This window comes from Pseudomonas sp. NGC7 (assembly GCF_047159675.1).
In the GTDB taxonomy this organism is placed as follows: domain Bacteria; phylum Pseudomonadota; class Gammaproteobacteria; order Pseudomonadales; family Pseudomonadaceae; genus Aquipseudomonas; species Aquipseudomonas kermanshahensis.
Genome location: NZ_BAAFZY010000001.1, coordinates 2,334,414 through 2,353,371 on the forward strand (window position 1 = coordinate 2,334,414; position 18,958 = coordinate 2,353,371).

The 18,958-nt window shown below is 61.9% G+C and carries 20 protein-coding genes; 10 read left to right on the forward strand and 10 right to left on the reverse strand.

The window, feature by feature from the left end:
- Positions 1–109 precede the first annotated feature (109 nt).
- The 9 genes from tal to ACMCNM_RS10710 form a co-directional block, all read right to left on the reverse strand.
- A complete protein-coding gene (gene tal / locus ACMCNM_RS10670) occupies positions 110–1,036 on the reverse strand; it encodes a transaldolase (protein ID WP_412764314.1) in 927 nt (308 codons plus the stop codon).
- Positions 1,037–1,263: 227 nt separating this feature from the next.
- Positions 1,264–1,524 carry a hypothetical protein gene (locus ACMCNM_RS10675; RefSeq protein WP_265970312.1) on the reverse strand — a complete coding sequence of 87 codons (261 nt, stop codon included), beginning with the start codon at positions 1,522–1,524 and terminating at the stop codon, positions 1,264–1,266.
- Positions 1,525–1,549: 25 nt separating this feature from the next.
- Entirely contained in the window at positions 1,550–2,560 is a 1,011-nt protein-coding gene (gene dusA, locus ACMCNM_RS10680) for a tRNA dihydrouridine(20/20a) synthase DusA (RefSeq protein ID WP_099453399.1), read from the reverse strand.
- Between the two features lie 807 nt (positions 2,561–3,367).
- Complete coding sequence (locus ACMCNM_RS10685) at positions 3,368–3,883, reverse strand: hypothetical protein (RefSeq protein WP_143491104.1); 516 nt, start codon at positions 3,881–3,883, stop codon at positions 3,368–3,370.
- Positions 3,884–4,196: 313 nt separating this feature from the next.
- A complete protein-coding gene (locus ACMCNM_RS10690; protein WP_027596596.1) occupies positions 4,197–4,430 on the reverse strand; it encodes a hypothetical protein in 234 nt (77 codons plus the stop codon).
- 562 nt (positions 4,431–4,992) lie between these two features.
- Positions 4,993–5,430, reverse strand: coding sequence for an acetyltransferase (locus ACMCNM_RS10695; RefSeq protein ID WP_412764315.1), 438 nt, complete (start codon positions 5,428–5,430; stop codon positions 4,993–4,995).
- A gap of 213 nt (positions 5,431–5,643) precedes the next feature.
- Positions 5,644–6,345, reverse strand: a complete 702-nt coding sequence (gene arsH / locus ACMCNM_RS10700; protein WP_186682226.1) for an arsenical resistance protein ArsH — start codon at positions 6,343–6,345, stop codon at positions 5,644–5,646.
- Positions 6,346–6,354: 9 nt separating this feature from the next.
- Complete coding sequence (locus ACMCNM_RS10705) at positions 6,355–6,825, reverse strand: arsenate reductase ArsC (RefSeq protein WP_027596594.1); 471 nt, start codon at positions 6,823–6,825, stop codon at positions 6,355–6,357.
- A gap of 28 nt (positions 6,826–6,853) precedes the next feature.
- Positions 6,854–7,201, reverse strand: a complete 348-nt coding sequence (locus ACMCNM_RS10710) for a metalloregulator ArsR/SmtB family transcription factor (RefSeq protein ID WP_099453403.1) — start codon at positions 7,199–7,201, stop codon at positions 6,854–6,856.
- A 622-nt stretch (positions 7,202–7,823) separates the two neighbouring features.
- On the opposite strand from ACMCNM_RS10710, the gene ACMCNM_RS10715 reads away from it, so the two are divergent.
- The 10 genes from ACMCNM_RS10715 to ACMCNM_RS10760 all read left to right on the forward strand — a co-directional run bounded on the left by ACMCNM_RS10715 (position 7,824) and on the right by ACMCNM_RS10760 (position 17,903).
- Positions 7,824–8,111 (forward strand): DUF3077 domain-containing protein, encoded by a 288-nt coding sequence (locus tag ACMCNM_RS10715; RefSeq protein WP_258703843.1) that lies wholly within the window; start codon positions 7,824–7,826, stop codon positions 8,109–8,111.
- Positions 8,112–8,359: 248 nt separating this feature from the next.
- Positions 8,360–9,454 (forward strand): dimethylsulfone monooxygenase SfnG, encoded by a 1,095-nt coding sequence (sfnG, locus tag ACMCNM_RS10720; RefSeq protein ID WP_412764316.1) that lies wholly within the window; start codon positions 8,360–8,362, stop codon positions 9,452–9,454.
- A 130-nt stretch (positions 9,455–9,584) separates the two neighbouring features.
- Positions 9,585–10,184: a DUF2491 family protein gene (locus tag ACMCNM_RS10725; RefSeq protein ID WP_412764317.1), complete on the forward strand. Its 600-nt coding sequence runs from the start codon at positions 9,585–9,587 to the stop codon at positions 10,182–10,184.
- A 12-nt stretch (positions 10,185–10,196) separates the two neighbouring features.
- A complete protein-coding gene (locus tag ACMCNM_RS10730; RefSeq protein WP_027596588.1) occupies positions 10,197–10,622 on the forward strand; it encodes a DUF350 domain-containing protein in 426 nt (141 codons plus the stop codon).
- A 16-nt stretch (positions 10,623–10,638) separates the two neighbouring features.
- Positions 10,639–11,367 (forward strand): DUF1190 domain-containing protein, encoded by a 729-nt coding sequence (locus ACMCNM_RS10735; RefSeq protein WP_225935667.1) that lies wholly within the window; start codon positions 10,639–10,641, stop codon positions 11,365–11,367.
- A 2-nt stretch (positions 11,368–11,369) separates the two neighbouring features.
- Complete coding sequence (locus tag ACMCNM_RS10740; protein ID WP_412764318.1) at positions 11,370–12,527, forward strand: glutathionylspermidine synthase family protein; 1,158 nt, start codon at positions 11,370–11,372, stop codon at positions 12,525–12,527.
- A gap of 264 nt (positions 12,528–12,791) precedes the next feature.
- The gene (locus ACMCNM_RS10745) at positions 12,792–13,274 is read left to right on the forward strand and encodes a formate dehydrogenase subunit gamma (RefSeq protein ID WP_027596585.1); all 483 of its coding nucleotides are present in this window, start codon (positions 12,792–12,794) and stop codon (positions 13,272–13,274) included.
- Positions 13,268–14,827 carry a formate dehydrogenase beta subunit gene (locus ACMCNM_RS10750; RefSeq protein WP_412764319.1) on the forward strand — a complete coding sequence of 520 codons (1,560 nt, stop codon included), beginning with the start codon at positions 13,268–13,270 and terminating at the stop codon, positions 14,825–14,827. The genes ACMCNM_RS10745 and ACMCNM_RS10750 overlap by 7 nt, the downstream gene beginning before the upstream one ends.
- Positions 14,824–17,703: a formate dehydrogenase subunit alpha gene (gene fdhF, locus ACMCNM_RS10755; RefSeq protein WP_412764320.1), complete on the forward strand. Its 2,880-nt coding sequence runs from the start codon at positions 14,824–14,826 to the stop codon at positions 17,701–17,703. The genes ACMCNM_RS10750 and fdhF overlap by 4 nt, the downstream gene beginning before the upstream one ends.
- Positions 17,700–17,903 carry a formate dehydrogenase subunit delta gene (locus tag ACMCNM_RS10760; RefSeq protein WP_412764321.1) on the forward strand — a complete coding sequence of 68 codons (204 nt, stop codon included), beginning with the start codon at positions 17,700–17,702 and terminating at the stop codon, positions 17,901–17,903. Before fdhF ends, ACMCNM_RS10760 begins: the two co-directional genes overlap by 4 nt.
- 130 nt (positions 17,904–18,033) lie before the next feature.
- On the opposite strand, the gene ACMCNM_RS10765 is transcribed toward ACMCNM_RS10760, so the two are convergent.
- Entirely contained in the window at positions 18,034–18,897 is an 864-nt protein-coding gene (locus ACMCNM_RS10765) for a universal stress protein (protein ID WP_412764322.1), read from the reverse strand.
- Between the last annotated feature and the right edge of the window lie 61 nt (positions 18,898–18,958).

Sequence of the window (18,958 nt, forward strand, 5' to 3'; positions counted from 1 at the left end):
AGGCCATCGAATTCAAAATACCTCGGAAGCCTGGCGCAGCTTAGCGCCAAACCAAAAACGGGCGGAAAATGCTGAACATTTCCCGCCCGTCAGGCAAACCCAAAATGTATCAGGCCTTTTCAGCCATCAACTTCTCCAGCTTCTCCTGATCCCGCGCGAACTGGCGAATACCCTCGGCCAGCTTCTCGGTGCCCATGGCATCTTCGTTCATCGCCCAGCGGAACTGGCTCTCGCTCAATACCTGCTTGGCCTCGCCCGTGTTGCCCGGCTCGAGCACGCGCGGCAGGTCGCCCTGGTCATCGCTCAACTGCTGCAGCAGTTCGGGGCTGATGGTCAGGCGGTCGCAGCCTGCCAGTTGCTCGATCTGGCCGATGTTGCGGAAGCTGGCACCCATGACCACCGTGTTGTAGCCATTGGTCTTGTAGTAGTCGTAGATGCGCGTAACCGACTGCACACCCGGGTCCTCGGCACCGACGTATTCCTTGCCGGTGCTCTTCTTGTACCAGTCGTAGATACGGCCCACGAACGGCGAGATCAGGAACACCCCGGCATCGGCGCAGGCTTGGGCCTGGGCGAAGGAGAACAGCAGGGTCAGGTTGGTCTGGATGCCTTCCTTCTCCAGCTTCTCGGCGGCGCGGATGCCTTCCCACGTCGAGGCCAGCTTGATCAGCACGCGGTCTTTACTGACCCCGGCGGCGTCGTACAGCGCGATCAACTGGCGGGCCTTGGCCAGCAGGGCCGGCTCATCGAACGACAAGCGCGCATCCACTTCGGTGGAGATACGGCCAGGGATGACTTTGAGGATCCCAGAACCGACCGCGACCGCGAACTTGTCGCAGGCCAGGTCCACATCGCCCTTGGCATCACCTTTTACCTGCTTGAGCAGGTCGGCATAGCCGGGGATGGCGGCGGCTTTGAGCAGCAGCGACGGGTTGGTGGTGGCATCGACCGGTTTCAGGCGGGTGATGGCGTCCAGGTCCCCGGTGTCGGCGACCACGGTGGTGAACTGCTTGAGTTGTTCCAGCTTGGAGGTCATGGGCGTGCTCTGTCCTGTGCAATGGCTCGACATTACCCGAGCCCCGGCGGCCGCTCAAGGCCCGTCGAAGCCGCTCGGGCAAACCGCGTGTGGGCGCGGCCATGCGTCGCGAATGGGTTACGCAGCAGCCCCAAGGTCTCAGCCCAGCTCAGCAGGCAAGCCCCTGAAGTTCTACGCAAGGTGATGATTCGATTCACCCACAGCCCCGAGGTTCCCAAGGCTGCCGACTACCTGCTTTTCAGGGCTTCGCCCAAGGTGCCCGATTGCCCTTCCTGGAGCCGTTGGCCGTCGGGCATGATAATTTCCAGCGTGGTCCCCTCAGGGCGAGGCGCCGGCTGTGCCGCACGCGCCTGCGCCTTTCTCGCCTCAACCCTACGCTCGATCATTGTCGGGTATTGCGAGGCGACCGCCAGAATGATGCCCACCGGGGCAAAGATCGCCACTGCCACACCCAAGCTGCCTTGCGAACGCGTGCGCCTTTTCTTCATTGCCAATCCATCCCTGGTTCATTCATCAATGACCCTGCATTAACTCCGCTGCCTGATCAAACACCACCAACGGCTCTGGCGCCTTGTGAATATCCGCCGACAACAACTGCCGGAACCGCCGCGCCCCCTTGAAGCCCTGAGCCAGCCCCAGAATATGCCGGGTGACGTGATGCATGGCCCCACCGCTCTCGATGTGCGCCACGATATAAGGCCGCAACAACGCCAGCGCCTCACTGCGGCTGATCACCGGCGCCTCGCTGCCAAACAACTGCTGGTCCACCTCGGCCAGCAGGTAAGGGTTGTGATACGCCTCACGCCCCAGCATCACCCCATCAAACGTTTCAAGGTGCGCCTGGCATTCCGCCAGCGTCTTGATCCCGCCGTTAAGCACGATCTCAAGGTCCGGGAAGTCCGCTTTCAGCTGCGCCGCCACGTCGTAGCGCAAAGGTGGCACCTCACGGTTCTCCTTGGGCGACAGCCCTTCGAGAATCGCAATCCGCGCATGCACGGTAAAACTCCGGCACCCAGCCTCGCGCACCTGGCCGACGAAATCGCACAGCTCGGCATAGCTGTCACGGCCATTGATGCCGATACGGTGCTTCACCGTCACCGGCGTCGACACCGCATCGCGCATTGCCTTGACGCAATCAGCCACCAACGCCGGGTGGGCCATCAGGCACGCACCGATCATGTTGTTCTGCACCCGGTCGCTCGGGCAGCCAACGTTAAGGTTGACCTCGTCGTAGCCCGCCTCCTCGGCCAGGCGCGCGCAGGCCGCCAGGTCGGCCGGCACGCTGCCGCCCAGTTGCAGGGCCAGCGGGTGCTCGGACACGTCGTGGCGCAGGAAGCGGTGGGCGTCGTTGTGGAGTAGGGCGCCGGTGGTGACCATTTCGGTGTAGAGCAGGGTGTGCTTGGAGAGCAGGCGCAGGAAGAAGCGGCAGTGGCGGTCTGTCCAGTCCATCATGGGTGCTACGGAGAACCGGCGCGACGGCTCAGGCCTTGTCGCAACTGGGTTAGAGCCTGATTTTGCAGTCATTTCGTTCAACGTGTTTCGTACCGGATTCGGGGTTTTCAGGGCGATTTCAGCAAGCGGTGGCTGCGATTTAGCAACCGGGCGGCGACGTGTAGCAAATTCCCGTGGCAACGAGCAGTGCACACACTGGCGGATTGTTAAGCCTGTTACACAGGCCATGTTCGCTTGAGGAGGGAAGGTAGCTAGTTTACCAAGAGAAATCGCGGTTCGTCCGGAAACAGGTTCTTCGGATGCTATTGGCGCGACATGAGGCCTCCATACCTCAACCGCGGTGAGCCATGGGCACTCATTTAGACCGCCTCACCGAGACTGGCCCGACGTGATCACACTGCATCATAGCGATACTCGATATCGCGCTACCTCCCAGCCAGGTTCGGCCATCGAAGCCCCTATTCCTCTCGACGCTAAGGACCATCGCTGGCACCCAGCACCAGTGTCGGCAACGTAAATCTCAAAGCCTACGCCGCACCTGTAGGAGCTGGCTTGCCTGCGACGGGCTGTGAAGCAGCCCCAATACAGGCAACACCCCTCTCAACCCTGAGCGCGCATATCGCAGCAATCTTGCTCTGATAGATCTGATGGCGTTGGTCGAATATAGCGATAAGCGCTCATTCAAATCACGTCATGTGACAGCCGCGAGCCATGCAGCAAGCTTCGGTTATCTGACGGCTCCTCACGTAATGCCTCGGATCTGCTCAAACAGATGATCTACTTAAATCTCAAGGCCTGCGCTGACCCTTAGTAGCTGATGCCTGCGATGGGCTGTAGAGCCCCCAATACACCATATCTACTTGATTTCATTTCCGGTTTTTAGTCTGGAAGTAAATAGTAATTTTCCGAAAGGCGAGCTTCCAGATAGTCAAAGAGCGCTAACGCATCCCCTGCGTACAAAAAACCATCTTCAGTTCCGTCGGCCAAAAGTTTTGTGCCGTTCAGGGACTTAGTAATCGTATATGAGTCGAACTGAGCTGCTTTTTTTAGTTCTGTTTTTATATTGAAGCGGTTCCCGTGGGCGATGGCGTTCCTAATGTGCCTAAGGAACTCAAGCTCAGGCGCTTTGTTTAAATATCCAAAGCGAGAAAAGGCGTCACCTACATGAAGGATTGCAGCCTTAATAGGTAGGGTCAAGAATTCAATATTTTTGTTAGGGTTTTTCTTTATGTGCTCCATAGATGGTTTTAGCGGTAGATGGTAAGCCAGGGGGCTATTGATTCTTCCGATGCTGTCAGTGTGTAGTGATGGGCTGGCTTTAGTAGGGATGACTATGTTGTGTGCTCGTTTGGCTAGTTGAGAGTTAGGGTCTGCATATCCTGCTATTCCAAGCATGAATGCTCCAATTGGTGATCGTGCAGTATTTATCGCGTCTATGAGCTCGAGTTGTACCGAATTAACCATTTTTAAGGACCTGCTCTGGCGGGTTGCTGTGTTCGACTATGTAGGGTTTGAGCAACCAGCTACCAGCCTTTGGGAGATCGCTCAGCTTAGCCTAATTTCGTTCAATCGGGGTTAGCAGTCACTGAAACTTGCAGCAATCACGCCCATGAACTAAATATACATCGATTTGCAACCATCTGCACCCGCATCATCAAGCGTGGTTAACCCGAATGTATGCGGGCACAGTCACAGCCTTTTCAAAAAATTAGAGCATAATGTCAGTGCCCAACCCTGTCCCTGGATTTGCCTCACCCACCGCGGTCATGATCACCTGGGCACCCGCAAGATGTGGGGGCTGGTTCTTCTTCGATAAGTACTGCAGGCACGCATTGTTCAGTGATGCAAAGTCTATGGTCATGAATGCAGCCAGATTTTCAGTATCGTCGAAAATGCCCGTGGCATGTAGCTTTACCTCCTCCAGAGCTTCATTCAGGTTCATTTGCGCGTAGATGAGTTTTGGATTGTCATTTCTACTTCTGAATAGTTTGTCTAGATTTCATGGGTCGTAGGAGATGCTTCGCTTTCCTCGCTCAGCGCGTGAACCCTCGCAAAGGCTGTCTCGGAAAGCTCAATCGTAAGTATTCATCTTCACTTCAACTTTTGCGAACGTGGAGGCGAGAATGAAAGAGATCATATCAAGGTCGGAAATGGTTGGTGTCTTGCGAATGAGTTCTTTTGCAGACTTGGTTGTTTTACGATCAGGTTTTGCAGTTTTGCAACGTATAAAGTCTCAGTGGTTGTAGGCATGATGCTGTTTCTCATAGGTGTTGCCTATGTACATTTGCAGCAGGGTAATTCAAGTGTTTGTCAGTAGGTAGATTCGGCTGGCCGTCATGTTGTGCAGTACGCATGATAGCCGTACTCATAAAGGCCTAGCCATACAGTGAAGGCCTGTCAAGGAGTACGGCTATCATACTTTTGGAGCGCTAGGGATGCCCAGTAAACGGCATGGGGCGGATGCCTTAGCTCCGCGAGCCCAGCTGCCCATCAAGCTCGACCGTTTAACTCGGCAAACTCATATGCAACAACGGAAACGGCCGCCCCTCACCATCCACCTCAGAGCGCCCCGTCTGCACAAACCCATAATGCAGATAAAACCCCACAGCCTCAGGGTTCTGCTCGTTCACATCCACACTCAGCGTGTGCCGCGAACCGCGTGCGTAATCCAGCAGCGCACGCCCAATCCCACGCCCACGCAGGTCGGGGTCGATGAAGAGCATTTCCACATGCTCCTGATTCAGCCCGATGAAGCCTAACGGGTAATCTTCAGCATCGACCGCGACCCACAACTCGACAGCGGGAAGGTAAACATCGCGCAACTGCGGCAGCAGCGCGTCTATGTCGGATGCCTGCAAAAAATGGTGAGTGGCGCGAACGGCGCGCAGCCAGATGTCGAGCAGCAGTGGATGGTCTGCGGCGTTGGCCTGACGAATGATCATGTAATCAACCTTGTTCACTTGATAACGGAGTAGCGGCACGCCATTAGGCGACCGTATAAGTGTCGGCATCTTGAATGCCCGCTTCGCGAATTAACGCCTGGGCGGTGCACTGCAGAGGGGGCCGAAAAGGAAGGGGCTGAAAACGTACTGATACCCGCAGGTTGCGTCAAGGGCCGGGGACGGCTTCAAAGCCGCGCCGTCCCCGGTAATCACTCAGATCGAACGTTGGTTGACCCGCGCCGTAAGCTGCTCGGCGCTTTCTTTGCGCTCGGAATAGCGGTCCACCAAAAACTCGGTGCGGTCGCGCAGCAACAGGGTGAACTTCACCAGCTCTTCCATCACGTCGACCACCCGGTCGTAGTAGGGCGATGGCTTCATGCGGCCGGCATCGTCGAATTCCAGGTACGCCTTGGGCACCGAGGACTGGTTGGGGATGGTGAACATGCGCATCCAGCGGCCCAGTACGCGCAGTTGGTTGACCACGTTGAACGACTGCGAACCCCCGCACACTTGCATCACGGCCAGGGTCTTGCCTTGGGTGGGGCGTACGGCGCCGAGGGCCAGGGGGACCCAGTCGATCTGCGCCTTGAACACGGCCGACAGGGCGCCGTGGCGTTCGGGCGAGCACCAGACCTGGCCTTCGGACCACAGCACCAAGTCACGCAGTTCTTGCACTTTGGGGTGCTCTACCGGCACGTCATCAGGCAACGGCAGGCCGGAGGGATCGAAGATGCGCGTCTCGGCACCGAAATGCTGCAGAAGGCGGGCGGCCTCTTCAGTCAGCAAGCGGCTGAAGGAGCGTTCGCGGGTCGACCCGTACAGCAGCAGGATGCGCGGTTTGTGCTCGCTGGCACGGGGCGCGGCTGGGGCTGCGTCGAACAGGGATAGGTCGAGGTTGGGCAGTTGCTCGGGCATGGGGCCTCCTTAAAGCGTGCCGATGCGGTCCAGCTCGCGCTGGAGCTCGTCGTGGCCGAGGGTATTGAAGGGGAGGGCGAAGAGGGCGTTGCAGCGTCGCTCGATGATGGCCAGCGTGGCGTTGAACGCGGCGTCAATCGCGGCCTCGTCACCCTCGACCTCGGAAGGGTCTTCCAGGCCCCAGTGGGCTTTTAGGGCTGGGCCGAAGTACACGGGGCACGGTTCACCGGCGGCTTTATCGCAGACGGTGATGACGATGTCTGGCGGGTTGGCGGCGAAGGCATCGTTACCTTTGCTGCGCAGGCCTTCTGTGGAAATGCCGGCCTGCTGCAGGGTGGTGAGGCTGCGCGGCAGCACCTGGCCTTTGGGAAAACTGCCGGCACTGACGGCTGCGAAGCCTGGCGGTGCCAGGTGATTGAACAGCGCTTCGCTGAGGATGCTGCGGCAGCTGTTGGCGGTGCACATGAACAGGACTTGCATTGGAAGGCTCTCTCGCGGGGTGGCGGCTTCAGCAGCAGGCGGCTGCGCGGACGGGGCGGTCGGCCATGTGCTGCAGGCGTGCTGTGTTCGCCTGCAGCCAGGTGGCGTTGGCCTGCAACGTCACCTGCAGCATGTCGTGCACCCACGTGGGCAGGTTCGGGTTGAGGCGGTAATACACCCATTGGCCTTGGCGGCGATCCAGCAACAGGCCGCTGCTTCGCAGTTGGGCGAGATGGCGGCTGATTTTCGGCTGGCTGTCGTCGAGCGCGCACATCAGCTCGCAAACGCAGAGCTCGCCTAGGTTGGCGATGAGCAGGGTGGCACGAGCGCGGGTCTCGTCGGCCAGGTTCTTGAAGACCTCGGGTGGGGTGATCATGGAGGTGCTCTTTACATATGGATAATCGAATATACGGATTTCCATATGTATTAGGCAAGCGGGAAAAATGCGGCACGAAATTGATACAGAGCTACCGGAAATGATCAGACTTTGGCTCTTCTTTGGAGGGCGTTTCTGAATAACTCTTTGCAGGCAATTGCGTCATTGCGATGGAAAGCTGAGCCCCCTAGTCTCGCTGGGTCGTTGCATATTCAACGACCGGGTCTGCAAGCCCGTTGCTTGGATTGGTCTCAGTTTGCTGTTGGCTTTGTTCAATGGTGGCTGCGTGCGGGTGGCCTTCGGGTCAGCCGGGCAATTGACCTCCAAGTCCGGTCTTGCAGGCCCGCACGTAGCCGCCACCACGCCGTCTCCACACTCCCCAAGTCGCCTGCCTCGATCATGACCCTGGCCGTCAGGCACGAAATGGAAGCTGTGCGCACATTGCTGGACTCGGCGGTTGCGCAGGTGCAACTGACCGTCACGCCACACATGCAGACGCTGCATTGACATTCACCGATGCCGGGGCTGCTTTGCAGCCCTTCGCGGGCAAGCCCGCTCCTACAGGGGGCGTCGATACGCTTGCGAACGTTGTTTTCGGCGCGACAGCGCAGGGGGATATGCAATGGACAAGGTATTACCAGAACGCACCGGCACGCTGGGTTTGACCATAGGCTCCGCGTCGTGCCTGGACGGCGTGATTCAGGGCAAGCGCCTGTTTCGCGTAGAACCCGGCAACTGCTGCGACCATGCCATCGAGCAGGCGTCGGTGCTGATGGACTGCTCAAGACGAGCCTCGTTCATCGGCGTGATGGACGACGAACCTGCGCTGGTCTGGGCCTCGCACTTTCTTTGCGAAATGGCCAAGGCGTTGATGGACGATGCGCACATGGGCATGCGCAAGCATCGCTGATGCGTCAGCGCTCAACAGTGAGGATGTAAACAATGAAGATCTTTGCCGAAGGTGATATCGGCAAGAACCCTCCCAGTCGCTGCTAGCCGTGTTGCCCCCGCAACAGTGTTTCGACAGTCTGCTGCGCAGAGGGCACCGCGCCCGGTCTGCGCTGTTGGCTATCCCATTGAGGCTCAACGCTATTTTTGTTTGGCACGGTTGCTGCGTTGTCTCCTTCAACCCTTCGAGGACAGCCAAGGAGCCTCCCCATGAGCCAAGCCCCAATCAAGTTCGCCTACTGGGTCCCCAATGTCAGCGGTGGCCTGGTGGTGAGCACCATCGAGCAGCGCACCAGCTGGGACATCGACTACAACCGCAAACTGGCGCAGATCGCCGAAAAGGCGGGCTTTGACTACGCCCTGTCGCAAATCCGTTTCACTGCCGGTTACGGCGCTGACAACCAGCACGAGTCGGTCACCATCAGCCATGCGCTGCTGGCCGCCACCGAGAAGCTCAAGGTCATCGCGGCCATCCTTCCAGGGCCATGGAACCCGGCGCTGGCGGCCAAGCAGCTGGCAACCATCGACCAATTCACCCACGGGCGGATCGCCATCAACCTGGTGTCGGGCTGGTTCAAGGGCGAGTTCCACGCCATCGGTGAACCGTGGCTGGACCATGACGAGCGCTACCGCCGTTCAGAGGAGTTCATCCGTGCGCTGAAGGGCATCTGGACCCAAGACAATTTCACCTTCAACGGCGATTTCTATCGCTTCCGGGACTACACCCTCAAGCCCAAACCCCTGCAGCAGCCGCACCCGGAAATCTTCCAAGGTGGCAGCTCGCGAGCAGCGCGGGACATGGCGGCGCGGGTGTCGGACTGGTACTTCACCAATGGCAATACCGTGGAGGGGATCAAGGCCCAGGTCGACGATCTGCGTGCCAAGGCCGCCGCCAACGGCCATGCGATCAAGGTGGGGGTGAATGCCTTCATCATTGCCCGCGACACCGAGGAAGAGGCGCGGGCGGTGTTGCAGGAGATCATCGACAAGGCCAACCCCGAGGCGGTAAAGGCGTTTGGGCATGAGGTCAAGAACGCCGGGGCGGCCAGCCCGGAAGGCGAGGGCAACTGGGCCATGTCCAGCTTCGAGGACCTGGTGCAGTACAACGATGGGTTCAAGACCAACCTGATCGGCACACCGCTGCAGATTGCCGAGCGCATTGTTGCGCTGAAGGCGGTGGGGGTGGATTTGATCCTTTCAGGGTTCCTGCATTTCCAGGAGGAGGTGGCGTACTTCGGTGAGCATGTGTTGCCGCTGGTGCGCGAGCTGGAGGCCGGGCGCCGGGTGGAAAAAGCGGTGGCGTGAGGCCTGCCAGGCACGGCCCTACAAGGGCCGCGCCTGACATCAATGCAAACAGTGCTTGGATTGGCTCAATCGGCCAAACCCGTTAAGGTATCGCCCCTCGCAAGGATTGCCCCGCTTCAGGAAAGGTTCGATGCCGCTTTCGCCCAGTACCAACCCGCCCTTCGGCCTGCTCAACGGCCGCCGGCTCATACCCGACGCATCACTCAAGCCACTGCTCGAGGGTTATTCAGCGTTGCAGGTTCCCGGCCCGGAAACGGTCTGGGCCACCGGCGAGGTCGACCTCGGCGATTCGGTGCACCTGCTGCGGTATTACCTGGACAACGAAGACTACTGGCTGCAAGTGCTGATGAACGGCGACAAGGTGGGCGATAGCGTGCTGTTCGGTTATCACAGCGCCGTACCGATCCACGACGAAGCGCACCTTCAGCGCCTTGTCGGTAGCCAGTCCAAGGTCGGCCTGCCGATCTACGAACACGACGGCTGTCTGTATTCCCGCCAGTGGGGCCGTGAGCCGGGCCAGGCCAGGTTGGTGCCGTTGTATGAGCGGGTGGTCAGCCCCGACGCCCGTTATGGCATCCAGCACCTCTCAATGCTCTACGCCCGCGACACTGGCCTGCCTGAGCGCCGCGAATTTCTGCTGTTGTCGGCGGAGGAAGACGAGGCGGGCAAGGCCACCCTCACCACCTCGCTCGGCATCACCCTGTTCCCCACGGACTTTCACGTAACCTGACAAGGACTCACCATGCTCGACGCGCTACGCCTGTCGCTCAATGCCTCTGCAGTGACTGGCTTCATCCTCTATATCAGCGTGGCACTGTTGCTGTTCTGGCTGTTCCAGTTCATCTACACCCGCCTTACCCCGCACCGGGAGTTCGCGCTCATTCGTGAGAACAACCCGGCCGCGGCCATTGCCTTGGGCGGCTCGCTGATCGGCTTCTCGCTGCCGGCCAGCAATATCATTGCCTACAGCGTTGGCATCCTGGACTTCGTGGCCTGGGTCGTGATCGCCGCTGTGGTTCAATTGATTGCCTTTGGCATTACCAGCCTGGTGCTGCGCGACCTGTCCAGGCGTATCGCCGCCGGTGAGCTGGCCGCGGCCATCTACGCTGCCAGCGTGGCGATCAGCGTCGGCTTCCTCAATTCGGCCTGCATGACCCCGTCGGCCTGACGCCCAAGGAGCTCCCATGAAACCCCCAATGAGACGCAGCTCCGTCAAGCTGGTACTGGCCAGCTCGCTGCCCTTGGCCCTGACCGCGTGCAGCCCGCAAGAGGAGATTTACACCGTCAGCCAGCAGGTGAACTACGACAGTGTCGAAGCCTGTGTCAGCGACAAGGTGCCTGAGAAGGCCTGCAACGATGCCTACAAACAGGCGCTGGCCGAGTACCGGCGTACCACGCCGACCTATGTGTCCAAGCCCGCCTGCGAAGCAGAATTTTCCCCCGATGGCTGCCAGATCAGCGTCGGTGGCCGGTACATGCCGCGCATGAGTGGGTTCGCGTTGGAGACCACCGGCGAGGTGACCCAGGCCCAGGTCGATGCGGCGCACGCCCAGGGCGGCGGTTATGGCCATGTCGCTACCGCCGTAGTGGCGGGCATGCTACTGGGGCAGATGGCCAGCAGCGCCGACCGCCGTTACCGCGCGCAGCCGCTGTATGCGTATCGCGAGGGTGCCGGGCAGCGCAATGGCCTGCTTGGGCAGCGCTACGGTACGGCCGGGGGCATTCAGCGCAGCAACAAAGACGAACAGAGCAGCAGCGGCGGTGGCTCCGGCGGCGGCGGTAGCTATGGCGCCTCAGGCCGCAGCGCGTCGCGCTCGGCGGTGTCTGCATCCATCTCGCGGGGTGGGTTTGGCAGCCAGGCGACGGCTCGAAGCGGCTGGGGCGGCAAGTCCGGTAGCTTCTTCGGGGGGTGATCATGCGCAAGGTCGCACTCGCAGAGCGCCCAGGCTGGCGCAAGACAGCCCAGCAAGAAGGCTTTGCCTTCCACACCCTCGACGGCGAGCGTTACTGGGATGAACGGGGTTACTACCAGTTCAGCCAGGCCCAGGTCGAGCGGGACCTGCAGGCCCCGACCGAGGCGCTGCACGCGATGTGCCTGGAGGCTGTCGGGCGCATCGTCGACAGTGAGGCGCTGATGGCACGCCTGGCGATTCCACCGGCATTCTTCGACCTGGTGCGGCAATCGTGGCTGGCGCGGGAGCCGCACCTCTATGGGCGTTTCGATTTCAGCTATGACGGCCATGGCCCGGCGAAACTGATCGAGGCCAACTACGACACGCCGACTTCGTTGTACGAAGCCGCGGCGTTTCAGCTGATCTGGCTGGAAGAACAGATCCAGCGCGGCGTTCTGCCCGCGCAGGCCAGCCAGTTCAATACCCTGGCCGAAGACCTGGTGCAGGCGTTTGCCGCGCAGCCGGGGCAGGGCACGTTCTACTTCTCGACCATCTCGGGCTCGGTGGAAGACCGTGGCACCACGGATTTTCTGCGCAAGATGGCCGCCCACGCAGGTATTCATACCCGGCACATCGACCTGGAGGACATCGGCCTGAATGGCGAGGGGCGTTTCGTCGACCTGGAGGGGCGGCCGATCCCGCGGCTGTTCAAGCTGCATGCCTGGGAGCATATCTTCCACGAAGACTTCGGCAGGGCTATCCCGGGGTGCGACACGCAGTTCGTCGAGCCGCCCTGGAAGGCGCTGATCTCCAACAAGGGCATCTTGCCGTTGCTGTGGGAGTGGTACCCAGGGCACCCCAATCTGTTGCCAGCCTTCGTCGATGACAACCCTTCGCGGCCAGTGCCTAGAGGGTGGGTGCGCAAGCCGTATTTCTCGCGGGAAGGGGCCAACGTCGATATCCGCACCGGCACGGGGCAGCGGGTCTTCGTAGACGGCCCTTATGACGACGCACCGTACATCCTGCAAGGGTTTGCGCCGCTGCCCAGGTTTGGCGACAGCTACACGCTGATCGGTTCGTGGGTGGTCGGCGACAAGGCGGCAGGGATGGGGATTCGTGAGGATGATTCGCTGATTACCAAAGACAGTTCGCGGTTTGTGCCGCATGTGGTACTGGGCTGACGGACTGCAAAGCGGGGCAACCGAAACAGCCTGAACCTCACGTCGGTTTCAGGATGCGCCTGGTCGTTCGCATGCAACCCTCCGGCGCCACAAGTGCCATGCTTGCAGGATGCTCCTGGACCAGTGCGCGCAGACGCACGGCCGTGGGCAAGGAGGCTGCCGACACCCCGCAACCGTGACGTGGCCGGCACGCCGCAGCAGAACACGCCGGACACCTGCCCCTACAACAACACAGGCAGGGTCCGTGATGCCGAGGTCCGCTGTATGCCTGATGAACTGCTCCACCTGCCTTTGATCCACAGCATCCTGGCCCGTGAAAAGGACACCCCCGGCGCCCTGTTGCCGATCCTTCACGCCATTCAGCAAGACATCGGCTTCGTGCCGGATGCGGCCGTCCCTGAAATTGCCCATGCCCTGAACCTCAGCCTGGCCGAGGTGCGCGGGGTGATCAGCTTCTACCACGATTTCCGCACCACCGCGCCGGCACGCCATACCCTGCGCCTGTGCCGGGCCGAGTCGTGCCAGAGCCGTGGCGCCGAGGCCCTGGCCGCGCAACTGCGCGACCAACTGGCACTGGACGACCATGGCACCAGCGCCGACGGCGCTATCAGCCTGCGTCCGGTGTATTGCCTGGGCGCCTGCGCTTGCTCGCCCGCGCTGGAACTGGACGGCCAACTGCACGCGCGGCTCACGCCTGAGCGCCTGCGTGCCCTGGTGAACGGTTGCCTGGAGGGCGAAACATGCTGAAGGTGTACATCCCCTGCGATTCGGTGGCCCGTGCCGTGGGTGCCGACCAGGTTGCCGAGGCCCTGCAACGCGAGGCCGAGCGCCGGCAGTTGGCGGTCGATATCCAGCGCACCAGTTCGCGTGGGCTGTATTGGCTGGAGCCGCTGGTCGAATGCGACAGCGCCCAAGGACGCCAGGGTTTCGGCCCGGTGACTGCGGACGATGTGCCGGCGCTACTCGATGCCTTGGCCGGCCAGCCCCAGGCCCATGGCCTGGCCTTGGGGCTGGTTGAAGACATCGCTTATCTGAAATCCCAGCAACGCCTGCTGTTCGCCCGTGCCGGCGTGACCCGGCCGCTGTCGCTGGACGACTACCGCGCCCATGGCGGTTTTGCCGGGCTGGAGCGCGCCGTGGCCTTGGACGGTGCCGAGGTGGTCGCTGCCGTACTTGATTCTGGCCTGCGTGGCCGGGGTGGCGCCGCCTTCCCGGCGGGTATCAAGTGGCGCACCGTGCGTGATGCCGGGGCTGGGCAAAAGTATGTGGTTTGCAACGCCGACGAAGGCGACTCCGGTACCTTCGCCGACCGCATGCTGATGGAAGGCGACCCGTTCCTGCTGATCGAAGGCATGATCATCGCTGGCCTCGCCGTGGGTGCCGACAAAGGCTACATCTACGTGCGCTCGGAATACCCGGACGCCATTCGCGTGCTCGACCAGGCCTTTGCCATAGCCCGCGACGCCGGTTACCTGGGCGATGACGTGGCCGGCAGCGGCCAGGCCTTCGACCTGGAAGTCCGGGTCGGTGCTGGCGCTTATATCTGCGGCGAAGAAACCGCGTTGCTGGAATCGCTCGAAGGCAAGCGCGGGATCGTCCGGGCCAAGCCGCCCCTACCGGCCCTGCAGGGCCTGTTCGGCTTGCCGACGCTGGTGCACAACGTGCTCACCCTGGCGTCTGTGCCAATCATTTTGGCCAAGGGCGCGGCGTTTTACCGCGATTTCGGCATGGGCCGTTCGTTGGGCACCATGCCGTTCCAGCTGGCGGGCAACATCCGCCACGGTGGCCTGGTGGAGCGCGCGTTTGGCCTGACCCTGCGCGAGCTGGTGGAAGGCTACGGGGGTGGTACCGCCAGCGGCCGGCCATTGAAGGCCGCACAAGTCGGCGGCCCGCTCGGGGCCTGGGTGCCGCCCAGCCACTTCGACACGCCGCTGGACTATGAGGCCTTCGCTGCCATGGGCGCGATGCTCGGCCACGGCGGTGTGGTGGTGGCGGACGACACCATGAACATGGCCAGCATGGCCCGCTTCGCCCTGCAGTTCTGCGCCGAAGAATCGTGCGGCAAGTGCACACCGTGCCGCATCGGCTCGACCCGTGGCATGGAGGTGGTGGACCGGCTGATCGCCACCACCGATTTCACCGAACGCCACGACCAGGCCCTGCTGCTGCGCGACCTGTGCGACACGATGCAGTACGGCTCGCTGTGCGCCATGGGCGGGATGACCGCTTACCCGGTGGCCAGCGCGCTCAAGTACTTCCCCGCCGATTTCGGGCTGACCCACACGGAGGCCGCGCAGTGATCAATTTCTTCGACCCCGAGACCGACCTTGGCACCCCAGCACGCGACAGCCAGGTGCAGGTCAGCCTGAACATCGATGGCCGTGCCATCAGCGTGCCTGCCGGGACTTCGGTCATGCGCGCCGCCGCCATGCTTGGCACCAGCATCCCCAAACTGTGCGCCACCGACAGCCTCGAGGCGTTCGGCTCGTGCCGCATGTGCATGGTGGAAATCGACGGCATGCGCGGTTACCCGGCGTCGTGCACCACCCCGGTCAGCGAAGGCATGGTGGTGCGCACCGAAACCCCGCGCCTGGCGGGGTTGCGGCGCAATGTGATGGAGCTGTACATCTCCGATCACCCGCTTGACTGCCTGACCTGCTCGGCCAACGGCAACTGCGAGCTGCAGACCGTTGCCGGCCAGGTCGGCCTGCGCGAGGTCCGCTACGGCTATGACGGCGCCAATCACCTGGCCGAGAAAAAGGACGTTTCCAACCCGTATTTCGACTATGAACCGAGCAAGTGCATCGTCTGCAGCCGCTGCGTGCGCGCCTGCGAAGACATCCAGGGCACCTTCGCCCTGACCATCACTGGCCGCGGCTTCGACTCGCGGGTAGCAGCCGCTGGCGGGGACAACTTCCTGGCCTCGGAGTGCGTGTCGTGCGGTGCCTGCGTACAGGCCTGCCCGACCGCGACCTTGACCGAAAAAAGCCTGATGCAGCTCGGCCAGCCTGAGCGTGCGGTGATTACCACCTGCGCCTATTGCGGTGTCGGTTGTTCGTTCCGTGCCGAGATGAAGGGCGACCAGCTGGTGCGCATGGTCCCGGACAAGAACGGCGGCGCCAACCATGGCCACGCTTGCGTCAAAGGCCGCTTCGCCTGGGGGTATGCCACCCACCCGGACCGCATCACCACACCAATGATCCGCAAGCGCCTCGAAGACCCGTGGCAAGAAGTCAGCTGGGACGAGGCGGTAACCTACGCCGCCAGCGAGTTCCGCCGCATCCAGCTCAAGTACGGGCGTGATTCCATCGGCGGCATCACCTCCAGCCGCTGCACCAACGAAGAAGCCTACCTGGTACAGAAGTTGGTGCGTGCGGCGTTTGGCAACAACAACGTCGACACCTGCGCGCGGGTGTGCCATTCGCCCACGGGCTATGGCCTCAAGCAGACCCTCGGTGAATCGGCGGGCACGCAGAGCTTCGATTCGGTGATGCAGGCCGACGTGGTGCTGGTGATCGGCGCCAACCCCACCGATGCCCACCCGGTGTTTGGCTCGCAGCTTAAACGCCGCCTGCGCCAGGGCGCGCGGCTGATCGTCATCGACCCACGGCGTATCGACCTGGTCGACTCGCCCCACGCCCGCGCCGAGCTGCACCTGCAACTGCGCCCCGGTACCAACGTGGCCATGCTCAACGCCCTGGCCCATGTGATCGTCAACGAAGGCTTGCTGGCCCAGCGCTTTATCGACGCCCGCTGCGAGACCGAGGACTTCGCCCGCTGGCGCGACTTCGTCAGCCAGCCAGAGAACGCGCCAGAACTACTCGGCCCGGTCTGTGGCGTGCCTGCCGAGCAGATCCGCGCCGCCGCACGGCTGTACGCCACCGGTGGCAACGCGGCCATCTACTACGGCCTGGGGGTCACCGAGCACAGCCAGGGCAGCACCGCCGTGATGGGCATCGCCAACCTGGCCATGGCCACCGGCAACATCGGCCGCGAAGGGGTAGGGGTGAACCCGCTCCGCGGGCAGAACAACGTGCAGGGCTCGTGCGATATGGGCTCGTTCCCGCATGAACTGCCTGGCTACCGGCATATTTCCAACGAAGGTGTGCGTGCCGAGTTCGAGCAGGCCTGGGGGGTAACGTTGCAGCCAGACCCAGGCCTGCGCATCCCCAACATGTTCGAGGCGGCCCTGGATGGCAGCTTCAAGGCGCTGTACTGCCAGGGTGAGGACATCGCCCAGAGCGACCCCAACACCCAGCACGTCACGGCCGCCTTGCTGGCCATGGAATGTGTAGTGGTGCAGGACATCTTCCTCAACGAGACGGCCAAGTTCGCCCACGTGTTCCTGCCGGGCAGTTCGTTCCTTGAAAAGGACGGCACCTTTACCAACGCCGAACGCCGTATCTCGCGGGTGCGCAAGGTCATGGAACCCCTGGCCGGCAAAGCTGACTGGGAAGCGACCGTTGCCCTGGCCAACGCCTTGGGCTACCCGATGCAGTACCGCCACCCGGCCGAGATCATGGACGAGATCGCGCGCCTGACGCCGACCTTCCACCGCGTCAGCTACGCCGAGCTCGACCGCCATGGCAGCCTGCAGTGGCCGTGCAACGATGCCGCGCCCGATGGCACGCCGACCATGCATATCGACCAGTTCGTGCGGGGCAAAGGGCGCTTCATGCTCACTGGCTATGTGCCGACCGACGAGAAGGTCAATAGCCGCTACCCGCTGTTGCTGACCACCGGGCGTATCCTCAGCCAGTACAACGTCGGTGCCCAGACCCGCCGCACTGGCAACGTCGCCTGGCATGACGCCGACCGCCTTGAGCTGCACCCCACCGACGCCGAAAGCCGTGGCATCCGCGATGGCGATTGGGTCGGTATCGGCAGCCGCGCCGGGCAGACGGTGCTGCGCGCCAAGGTCAGTGCGCGGGTGGCGCCGGGGGTGGTGTACACCACGTTCCACTTCCCTGAGTCGGGGGCCAACGTGATTACCACCGACAACTCCGACTGGGCCACCAACTGCCCTGAATACAAAGTCACGGCGGTGGAGGTGGTGAAAGTGTTCCACCCGTCTGAATGGCAGAAGCGTTACCAGGACTTCAGCGACGAACAGCGCCGCCTGCTCAAAGAGCGCCGTACTGCCGAGCAGCAAGAGAAAGCCGAGGTGCGCCGATGAGCAGTGACAACCTGGTCAAGATGGCCAACCAAATTGCCCATTATTTTGACAGCGAACCGAACCGGCAGCTGGCGGTGCAAGGGGTGAGGCAGCACATCCAGAGCTTCTGGACGCCGGCGATGCGCCGGCAGTTGCTGGCGTGGAGCGAGGCCCATCCGGGGGAAGGGCTGGACCCGAAAGTGCGCGAGGCGCTGGTGTAAACGCGCCGCCCTTTGTATTTGTAGGAGCAGCCTTGTGCTGCGAAGAGGCCGGTGCCAGCTCAGTGAATCTATGCTGCTTTCACCGGCCTCTTCGCAGCACAAGGCTGCTCCTACAAGGGCCACGCATGCATTAACCGCGGGCCAGTTCTGTCAGGTGGGCAATTGCTTGTTCGCTCTTGAGCACCAGCACATCCCCCTCGAGCGAATCGAGCACCACCTCGGAGGTATTCCCGATCAATGCCCCGGAAATACCCGTGCGGGCCACCGTGCCGATCACCGTCACCACGGCATTGTATTGTTTCTCGGTGTAGGGAATCAGCACATCCGCCGGGCCTTCGGCGACATGCAGGCGGTCATCGCTGATGTCGAACTCGGCCTGAAACGCGCGGCAGGCTTCCCGGTAGCGTTCGGCGATGGTCTCGCTGAGCTGGTAGGTCGGGTCCGAGGCGGACAGCATGGGGGAGGGGTGTGCGCTGATGACGTGTAAATCGCCTTTGGCCAGGCCGGCAATCGCATAGCCATGGTCGATGATACTCGCGTGCAACAGGCGGTGGTCCTCATCCTGGTTACCGACATCCACCGCCGCCAGAACCACCCCGCCGGTCCACGGCCGCTCGCTTTTTACCATCAGCACCGCGCTGGGGCACAGGCGCAGCAGCTTCCAGTCGGAGGGGGTCAGCAGTGCCTTTTTCAGCGGGTTGTCCGGCCGATGCTCCTTGATGACCAGCTCGCAGCCCTCGGCTTGCTGCACATAGATGATGGTGTCGTGCAGGTTGTCACGCCAGGCCGCCTCATGGGTGACGTTGTCGTATCCGTCATCGTGCAACTGGCTGCTCAGCAGGCTGAGCAACGCACTGTGATCCTGCTTTTTGTCGCACATCAACAGGTGCAGGCGCGCGCCGGTCACGCCTGCGATCAGCTTGGCACGGGTCAAGGCCCGGCTGTGGGCATGCGCGGGGTCGAGGACGACGAGGATGCTGCGGACGGCTTGCATGGGCGTGAGCTCCCTTCAAAGATGGCGACCAGTGCCTGACTATAGTCGGCGCCTCACCCGT

Bases quoted from the DNA above. Each gene is read 5' to 3' on its own strand.
- ACMCNM_RS10725 (WP_412764317.1), top strand. From the start codon at position 9,585: ATGCCGCTTTCGCCCAGTACCAACCCGCCCTTCGGCCTGCTCAACGGC.
- ACMCNM_RS10695 (WP_412764315.1), bottom strand. From the start codon at position 5,430: ATGATCATTCGTCAGGCCAACGCCGCAGACCATCCACTGCTGCTCGAC.
- ACMCNM_RS10715 (WP_258703843.1), top strand. From the start codon at position 7,824: ATGGACAAGGTATTACCAGAACGCACCGGCACGCTGGGTTTGACCATA.
- ACMCNM_RS10765 (WP_412764322.1), bottom strand. From the start codon at position 18,897: ATGCAAGCCGTCCGCAGCATCCTCGTCGTCCTCGACCCCGCGCATGCC.
- ACMCNM_RS10740 (WP_412764318.1), top strand. From the start codon at position 11,370: ATGCGCAAGGTCGCACTCGCAGAGCGCCCAGGCTGGCGCAAGACAGCC.
- ACMCNM_RS10685 (WP_143491104.1), bottom strand. From the start codon at position 3,883: ATGCTTGGAATAGCAGGATATGCAGACCCTAACTCTCAACTAGCCAAA.
- sfnG (WP_412764316.1), top strand. From the start codon at position 8,360: ATGAGCCAAGCCCCAATCAAGTTCGCCTACTGGGTCCCCAATGTCAGC.
- ACMCNM_RS10690 (WP_027596596.1), bottom strand. From the start codon at position 4,430: ATGAACCTGAATGAAGCTCTGGAGGAGGTAAAGCTACATGCCACGGGC.
- ACMCNM_RS10745 (WP_027596585.1), top strand. From the start codon at position 12,792: ATGCCTGATGAACTGCTCCACCTGCCTTTGATCCACAGCATCCTGGCC.
- ACMCNM_RS10735 (WP_225935667.1), top strand. From the start codon at position 10,639: ATGAAACCCCCAATGAGACGCAGCTCCGTCAAGCTGGTACTGGCCAGC.
- ACMCNM_RS10750 (WP_412764319.1), top strand. From the start codon at position 13,268: ATGCTGAAGGTGTACATCCCCTGCGATTCGGTGGCCCGTGCCGTGGGT.
- ACMCNM_RS10760 (WP_412764321.1), top strand. From the start codon at position 17,700: ATGAGCAGTGACAACCTGGTCAAGATGGCCAACCAAATTGCCCATTAT.
- ACMCNM_RS10730 (WP_027596588.1), top strand. From the start codon at position 10,197: ATGCTCGACGCGCTACGCCTGTCGCTCAATGCCTCTGCAGTGACTGGC.
- ACMCNM_RS10705 (WP_027596594.1), bottom strand. From the start codon at position 6,825: ATGCAAGTCCTGTTCATGTGCACCGCCAACAGCTGCCGCAGCATCCTC.
- dusA (WP_099453399.1), bottom strand. From the start codon at position 2,560: ATGACTGCAAAATCAGGCTCTAACCCAGTTGCGACAAGGCCTGAGCCG.
- ACMCNM_RS10710 (WP_099453403.1), bottom strand. From the start codon at position 7,201: ATGATCACCCCACCCGAGGTCTTCAAGAACCTGGCCGACGAGACCCGC.
- arsH (WP_186682226.1), bottom strand. From the start codon at position 6,345: ATGCCCGAGCAACTGCCCAACCTCGACCTATCCCTGTTCGACGCAGCC.
- tal (WP_412764314.1), bottom strand. From the start codon at position 1,036: ATGACCTCCAAGCTGGAACAACTCAAGCAGTTCACCACCGTGGTCGCC.
- ACMCNM_RS10675 (WP_265970312.1), bottom strand. From the start codon at position 1,524: ATGAAGAAAAGGCGCACGCGTTCGCAAGGCAGCTTGGGTGTGGCAGTG.